General features: G+C 56.2%; 6 protein-coding genes. 3 read left to right on the top strand and 3 right to left on the bottom strand.

Features of this window, described 5'->3' with window-relative positions:
• Positions 1–260: 260 nt before the first annotated feature.
• Entirely contained in the window at positions 261–2,129 is a 1,869-nt protein-coding gene (locus LIO64_RS01335; RefSeq protein ID WP_290547655.1) for an OPT family oligopeptide transporter, read from the bottom strand.
• Between the two features lie 119 nt (positions 2,130–2,248).
• On the opposite strand from LIO64_RS01335, the gene pyrF reads away from it, so the two are divergent.
• The 3 genes from pyrF (at position 2,249) to LIO64_RS01320 (ending at position 5,645) form a co-directional block, all read left to right on the top strand.
• On the top strand, positions 2,249–3,034 hold the full coding sequence (gene pyrF / locus LIO64_RS01330; protein ID WP_290547654.1) for an orotidine-5'-phosphate decarboxylase: 786 nt from the start codon (positions 2,249–2,251) through the stop codon (positions 3,032–3,034).
• A 145-nt stretch (positions 3,035–3,179) separates the two neighbouring features.
• Entirely contained in the window at positions 3,180–3,932 is a 753-nt protein-coding gene (locus tag LIO64_RS01325) for a TonB family protein (protein ID WP_290547653.1), read from the top strand.
• Positions 3,933–3,953: 21 nt separating this feature from the next.
• Positions 3,954–5,645: a putative manganese-dependent inorganic diphosphatase gene (locus LIO64_RS01320; protein ID WP_290547652.1), complete on the top strand. Its 1,692-nt coding sequence runs from the start codon at positions 3,954–3,956 to the stop codon at positions 5,643–5,645.
• Positions 5,646–5,761: 116 nt separating this feature from the next.
• On the opposite strand, the gene LIO64_RS01315 is transcribed toward LIO64_RS01320, so the two are convergent.
• Together LIO64_RS01315 and LIO64_RS01310 are read right to left on the bottom strand one after the other, a co-directional pair.
• Positions 5,762–6,802, bottom strand: a complete 1,041-nt coding sequence (locus LIO64_RS01315) for an endonuclease/exonuclease/phosphatase family protein (RefSeq protein WP_290547651.1) — start codon at positions 6,800–6,802, stop codon at positions 5,762–5,764.
• A 12-nt stretch (positions 6,803–6,814) separates the two neighbouring features.
• Positions 6,815–7,129 (bottom strand): YbaB/EbfC family nucleoid-associated protein, encoded by a 315-nt coding sequence (locus LIO64_RS01310; protein ID WP_290547650.1) that lies wholly within the window; start codon positions 7,127–7,129, stop codon positions 6,815–6,817.
• Positions 7,130–7,319 lie beyond the last annotated feature (190 nt).

Genomic DNA, 7,319 nt, shown 5'->3' with positions numbered 1-7,319 from the left:
TCCCGGAAACATTTTTCTTCCAAATGTTCTGGCTTGACTCCGGATTGCTAATCCGTTTACAGGTATTTTATTTTGATAACGTGTTTTTTTATGAATGTTTCCCATGAAATTTGCAAGGAAGATGATCAAGCTGCCTAGGGATGCCGTTCCGACTGCAGGATGTTTCCGCAGGACATGGAAAGTGAAAAAACAGCGTTGTCACGGCAATGGCTTCCATGCTCCGGTTACGGGGGCTGTGTCCGGAAAAAGATGTGCCGGTATCAGCGTGACGCCTGGTAGATGCTGAACATCAGGATGGCCATGCCCGTCAGGGCCGCGCCTGCGATGATGCCGGAGGCGGTAGGAATTTTATATTCCCGTGATTTAGCGCTGAAGAAGCGGTCCGCAACCCAGCCGAGCACCGCACCCGCAAAGAAGAGGAAGGAGTCATTCCACTGGATGGCCCAGGCCAGCCCGAAACCGATGGGGGTGGGGAGCCATTTGCCTGCTGCGGGAAGATAGCGGGGGACGAGTACCAGAATGAGGCCGAGCACTGCGCCCGCAATAATGGAGAGGACCTTGATGCTGTGCAGATGGCTGAACCCCATTCCCAGGGCTTCCGCCGTGGCCGCCCACGTTCTGGCTCCCGGCGCGTTGAAGGCTTGCAGTGAGTCCACGTCCGGAACCATGGAGCGGAAGGCCAGCACGGAGACGAGGGTTCCCAGGAAGATGCCGGAGAACTGGGCGATGAATTGCTTGCGGGGATTGGCTCCCAGCAGGTAGCCTACCTTGAGGTCCACGAGCAGGTCCGCCGAGGAGCTGGATGCTCCGGAGGTGATGTTGGCTGCCATGAGGTTGGCCGTAACGTGTCCAGGCGCTATTCCGCCGAAGATGAGCTGCGTGACTTTTCCCATGGCTCCGGTTGGCGTGATGTTGGCTTCCCCGGTGATCCGGCAGACGACCAGCGCCAGGAAGAAGGAGATGACGACCGCGATGCAGCTCATCCAGTACGGAACGTCAAAGGTGACGTAGGCCAGGTAGCCTAGGGCAACCAGGGAGACGAGCTGTCCTGCCAGAAACCAGCTCATGGGAGTTTCTATTTTCTCCACCTCCGTCAGCTCGCGCTTTTTAGTCAGGGAGAACATGGATCCCAGGGAGGAGAAGGATCGCACGATGCTTTTCCACTGGAACAGGAAGGAGACGATGCTGGCGACAACCATGCAGGCGGTTCCTCCCCACAGGGTCCAGCCCACGCTGTCCCGGTAGCCCGCCCCCGGGACGAGCAGCCCCTGGCTTTCCAGCCACGGCACGTAAAGCGCCCAGCAGACCGTGCCGCCGATGAAGAGGCTGAGGGAGGTTTTCATGCCTACCAGGGCTCCGGCGCCTACGAACATGAGGTCCCATTTGAAGAAGATGGTGCGCTGGTACCAGTTGCCAAGGATGTGTTGCTGGGCCGTTCCCAGCCATTGTTCCCCTCCCGCAGCCATGGCAATGGCATTGACGGAGGCGAACAGGGCGGAATAAAGAAGCGCTTTGGCTTGTCCCGCCGCTTTTTTCCCTTCCGAGTAGAGAACCTTGAGGGTTTCCGCGGTGGCGATGCTGTCCGGGAACCTGATCTGCTCAATGTTGATCATCTGACGCTTCATGGGAATGGCCATGGTAACGCCCAGAACGGCAATGAAGAAGATCCAGGCGAAGGTGACGCCCAGAGGCATGTGCTGTCCTGTGAGCAGGAGCAGGGCGGCCACGGCGGAGGTGAGCGTGCCTCCCGTGGAGTATCCGGCGGAGCTGGCGGCGGACTGCATGCACGTGTTTTCCAGAATGGTCATGGGGGATTTGGAGATGCCCAGGCGCACGAAGGCGTTCCACAGGGCAAAGGAGATGATGCCTGCGGTCAGCGCCACCCCGAAGGACCACCCCATTTTAAGGTTGGCATACAAATTGGTCAGAGAGAGGATGGAGCCAAGGAGCATGCCTACGATGACCGCCCTCCAGGTGAGCTGCTTCATTCTGTCTCCGGAACCAAGGTAGACCTGGTCGTACCATTGCTGTTCAATTTCATCCGGGGTTCCCTGGAACCCGTCCAGAGGAAGGGGCTTTTCCAGGCAGGAGAGAGGAGCCGTGGCTGCATCGGAATCAATAGGTGCCATACGGGCCGGAACATAGCATGCGCGGGTCCGGCGGGAAAGCCGTATCTGCTGTTCTTTCCCTCCGGAATGTCCGCCGCTTGGGGCTTGCCTGCCCGTGGGCGGCGTGATTTAATGGGCGCATGAGCCCATCTTTTACGGATAAACTTGCCGCCCGCATTAAAAAGACCGGTTCCGCCCTGTGCGTCGGGCTGGATCCTCGCCCCGTCATGGATGATTTGCAGTCGGTTCCCGCCCTGCTGCGGAAAGTTGTGGAAGAAACCGCTCCGTATGCGGCGGCGTTCAAGCCGAATATTGCGTATTTTGAAGCCATGGGCCTGCGCGGCCTGGAAATGCTGGAAGAGTTGATTCCGGACATGCCGGAGGACGTGCCTGTAGTGCTGGACGCCAAGCGCGGCGATATTGGAGAGACCCAGAAGTATTATGCGCAGGCATATTTTGAACGCCTGGGCGTGGACGCCGTTACGCTGAGTCCGTTTATGGGATACGATACGCTGGAACCTTTTCTGGATTATGAAGGGAAGGGCATTTACCTGCTGACGGTCACTTCCAATCCCGGTTCCGCGGACGTGGAACGGCAGGAGCTGGCTGACGGCCGCAAAGTATATGAACTGGTGGGGGACATGGTGCGCCGTTCCATGCAGGAAGGGCGCAAGACTTCCGTAGGCATGGTGGTGGGATTGACCAATGCGGATTCCAGCATTCTGTCCCGCATTCCGGATGCCCCATTGCTGATTCCCGGGTTGGGAGCCCAGGGCGGCGATCTTTCCAGCCTCAGCGGTTCCGGGCATGTGGCTCCTCCCCTCATCAACGTGTCCCGCGGCATCATGTATCAGAATCCGGAACTGAGCTTTGCAGAAAAGGCCGGCAGGTTTTCCCAGCGCATCCGGGAGGCATTGGATTATTGATGTTCATGCTTTTGCCGGCAGGATAACAAAATGGTAACGGCCTGTTCATGGCGGTGCGGGAGCTTGTCAACAGGAGGGGCGCTGGTATATTGAAAGGGCGCTCGCCCTGTCCCTGCCCGTTTTTATGGATGAAAAGCCCGGAATTGTGAGAATCACCCCTCGTTCGACTTCCAAGTCCGCAATATTGATTGCGGTGGGGGTGGCCGTGGGCGTTCAGGTGGCTTTGTGCGCGGTGCTTGTCGCCATTCATTTTCAGGAGTTGTGGCTTCCTGCCTCCCAGAATAGAGTGGTGGAAATGGAGTTTGTCGCCCCTTCCGAGGAGATTCTTGAGGAGCTGGCGGAAGTGAAGCCTGCACCTGTGGAGCCGGTTGCAGCTCCCCCCACGGTCAGTTCCATTCCGGAGATTTCCGCGGATGAAGACCTGCTGGCAATGAAGCTGCCGGAGAATGAGGATTGCTCCGATATGAAGGATTTTCTTTTGGAAGAGCCCCCCACGGAACTTTTGCCGGAAGAACTTTCCAACATGCGGATTTCCATGAGGGAGGTAAAACCCAGGCGGTCCGTAAAGGCTCCTGCGGTGTCCCTGCCTGGGGCACCGGGGCCGGAGGAGAACGTGACTCCTGATAAAAAGGTGCGTTATAAACATGCTCCGTCCTTGCCCAATTCCGTCAATTCTTCTAAAGTCGGGAAGGTGAATGCCGTGGTGAAAGTAGTGGTGGGGGTGAATCCCCGTGGCGAACCTTCATCCGTCAATCTCCTTCAGTCAACGGGAAATGCGGAACTGGACCGTCTTTTCATGCGCTGGGTGAAAGAGAATTGGACTTTCTATCCGGCAGAAAAAGACGGTGCGCCCATTGCTTCCAAGGTGGTGGTGCCCGTCAGGTTGAATATAGATTAACCTGTGCAGGAAATAAGAGAGATGCTTCCGGAGAAAACAGAAAAGAGGCCCATTTACGTGATCGGCCACCAGAATCCGGATACGGATGCCATTTGTTCCGCCATAGGGAATGCCGAGTTTTTAAGAACCCACGGCGAACCTGATGCCATTGCCGCCAGATGCGGGGAGATGACATTGAGGACATCCTGGGTGCTGGAAAAGGCCGGGGTGCCGGAACCGGTTCTGATCCATGACGTGACGCCCACGGCCGGAACGATCTGCCGCCGTGACGTCATCAGCGTAAGCCCGGACGATACGTTCCTGACGGCCTATCGCAGAATGACGGAGAATTCCCTTCAAACCATTCCGGTGATTGACGCTGACCGCAACCTGCATGGACTGCTGCGTTATTTTGATTTGCTGAGCCTGCTGATGCCCCTGAACATGACGGAGATGAATGTCCGGTCCGTCTTTTCCAGCCTGAGCAACATTGCTACTACCATTGACGGCAAGTGCCTGACCGGCGAGACCCTGAGTGAGGAGGAAACGCAGAATATCCTTCTGGTAGGCGCTTCCAGCGAGCCGAGTATCCGGACGAGGCTGGCCAATTACAAGAGGAAGGGCATGGTCCAGGATCTGATCGTTATTTGCGGAGACCGTCCGAACGTGCAGCTGTATGCGGTGGAGCATGGCGTGCGTGCGCTGGTATCCACGTCGGGGGCTTTCCCGTCCCTGGATATTATTGAAACGGCTCAGACGACGGGCACATGCATTTTAAGCACCCCCTGGGATACGGCCAGCGTGGGGCAGCTGATCCGCTGTTCCAGAAAGGTAAGGGAACAGGTTCACAAGGATTACACGGTTTTTCCGGAGAACATGCCGCTGCCTGAATTGAGGCAGGCTGCCGTGAAGCGCAAGCAGGCTCTGTTCCCCGTGATGAGCATTAAGACAAACAAGATGATCGGCGTGCTCAGCAAGACGGATCTGGTGGATCCGCCCCGTACGCGCGTGGCCCTGGTGGATCACAATGAGTTTTCACAGGCTGTCAAGGGAGTGGAGGAAGCGGAGATTGTGGAGGTTATGGACCACCACCGCCTGGGCACCCAGCTTTCCACAAGGGACCCGATCCGCTTTCTGAATGAACCCGTAGGCTCCACCTCCACCCTGGTGGCGCGCAGGTTTTACCACCGTGATGCGGAACCTTCACAGGCGGTGGCGGTTTGCCTGTGTGCCGGGATTCTTTCAGATACGCTGAATCTGACGTCTCCCACCACGGCGCGGGCGGACAGGGAAATGCTGGAATGGCTGACCGGCATTGCCAAGATAGACGCCAAAAGGTTTACGGAGGAGTTTTTCGCCACCGGTTCCCTGCTGCGTTCCAAAACGGCGCCTTCCGCAATTATCCAGGCGGATAGAAAAACCTTTACCGAATACGGGCACAAGATCAGCATTTCCCAGATTGAAGAAATCGGCATGTTCGGGCTGAAGGAAGTTCAGGATGATCTGGTGAAGGAGCTTTCCAAGCTGGTAGAGGAGGAAGGGCTGAAACTGGCATGTCTTTTGGTCACGGATATTGTCACGCATGATTCCATGCTGCTGGCAGTGGGGGATGAAGAAGTGCTGGAACACATCGAGTACGAGCGGCTGGGCCCCAATCTGTTCGCCGCCGCTGATGTGGTCAGCCGCAAGAAACAGCTTTTCCCGGCTATTTCCCGTGCGTTGAAGACTTTGTAAGAGCCGGGGGAAACTCTTTTCCTCTTTTTAAAGTGAGGCATCTCCATGCTGGGAGATGGGCGAAGAAGCTTTTTCTGCGGAAGAGGAGGGATGGCCCAACTGTGCAAAAGGAACAATCAGGGCAGTGAAATGTCCGCCAGGATGGAACGGCGGACGGTGTCCGGTACCAGCACGGTGCTGGCTCGTTCAGGTTTGAGGGGCGGTGTGCAGAAAACGCGGTCCAGGCGCAGCAGTGGGAAATTAACGGGCTGCGTGGCCCCGTAGCCGGCTCCCTTGAGTTTAAAGCAGTCCTGGAAGTCAGTGCTGAATTTGGCGAAGATGGGGGATTGAGGCGCCGCACTGAAATTCCCGGCCAGGATAATGGGCAATTCTCCGTGCTGGGTTCCCATCTCTTTCAGGGTGTCAAACAGGTATTGGAGCTGTTTGCGGTGAATGAAACGGAGCGTATGGAAATACTTCCAACAGGCGGGGGAGTATAAATCAAAGCGGTGTTCAAACGGTTCCAGGCTGATGTTGATGAGCCTTATTGCCAGAGAGGAATTCTCCGGTATCCAGTCCACGATCAGGCCAGCCGTATCCGTGATGCTTTGAGCCGGTCCTATTTGTCCGTGTCTCACGATAATGGCACAACTGCCTATCTGCTTGATGTAGGAGGTGCGGCCGAAAAGGCTGTAGGCAAATTTGAGTGTCCGGTTGTGGTTGCTGCAGCCTTGCAGGAAAATGACATCCGCACGAAGTTTGGAGATTTGTTCAATGGGAGGGTTTTCCACCCATCCCCCATACAGGGTAAGGATTCTGATTTGCCGGGAATCCGGAGCCGGGGGCATTTTGTAATACTCCATCCCGGTTCTGGAAATGGGAGGGAGAAAATCCGTAACGACGATGCCGTAGGCAAACCAGATAATGACGCCAAGCAGGCCGATCCTGGAACCGAAGATCAGCCATGCAATAAGTGCCGGGAAGGAAAAGAGAAGACAGCACGCCCAAATGGGCAGTGACGTCATGAAGGCCATCGCGTCTGACCCGGTCCAGAAGATAGTGATGACGATAACCCACAGGCACAGAGAAACGCCGCCCAGTGCTATTCCCAGGTGATTGACCCCGGATAACGCTGGCAGTGGTTCCGCCAGATGTTTGCGTCTTCTGAGCCGATGCACGGTTCTGATAGGTTAAAAGCCCAGACCGGGAGGAAGGTCCATGCCGCCCGTCAGTTTTTTCATTTCCGCCGCTGTAGTTTCCTTGCCTTTGGCAATGGCGGCATTGATGGTTTGCAGGAGCAGGTCCTGGAGAAATTCTGAATCGGACGGATCAATGATGGAGGGATCAATGACCAGCTCCGTAAGGCTGCCGTCACAGGTAACGGTAACTTTCAGCTTGCCTCCTGCGCCTTCCATGGAAACGGTCTGGGCGGCCAGTTTTTCCTGGGCTGCGGCAAGTCCGGCCTGCATTTGCTGGACCTGCTTCATCATTTTCATTATGTTCATGGCTATTGTATTTAGAATTATGGGTTAATCCCTTATTGGGAAATGATGCGGGCGCGGAATATTTCCATGGCTGCATCAATCAGGGGATCCGTATAATAAGAGTCATCATCATTTTCCTCCTTGGCGGGTTCCTGAACGGGTGCAATGGATTTTTCCCGGGCTGCCTGGGGTTTGGGGGTAGGCGCGGGGG

Origin of the sequence: Akkermansia sp., from assembly GCF_020860705.1 — a bacterium.
Lineage (GTDB): Bacteria > Verrucomicrobiota > Verrucomicrobiia > Verrucomicrobiales > Akkermansiaceae > Akkermansia.
The sequence above is the reverse complement of the archived record's forward strand: the minus strand, read 5'-3'. Positions and strand labels throughout refer to the sequence as shown.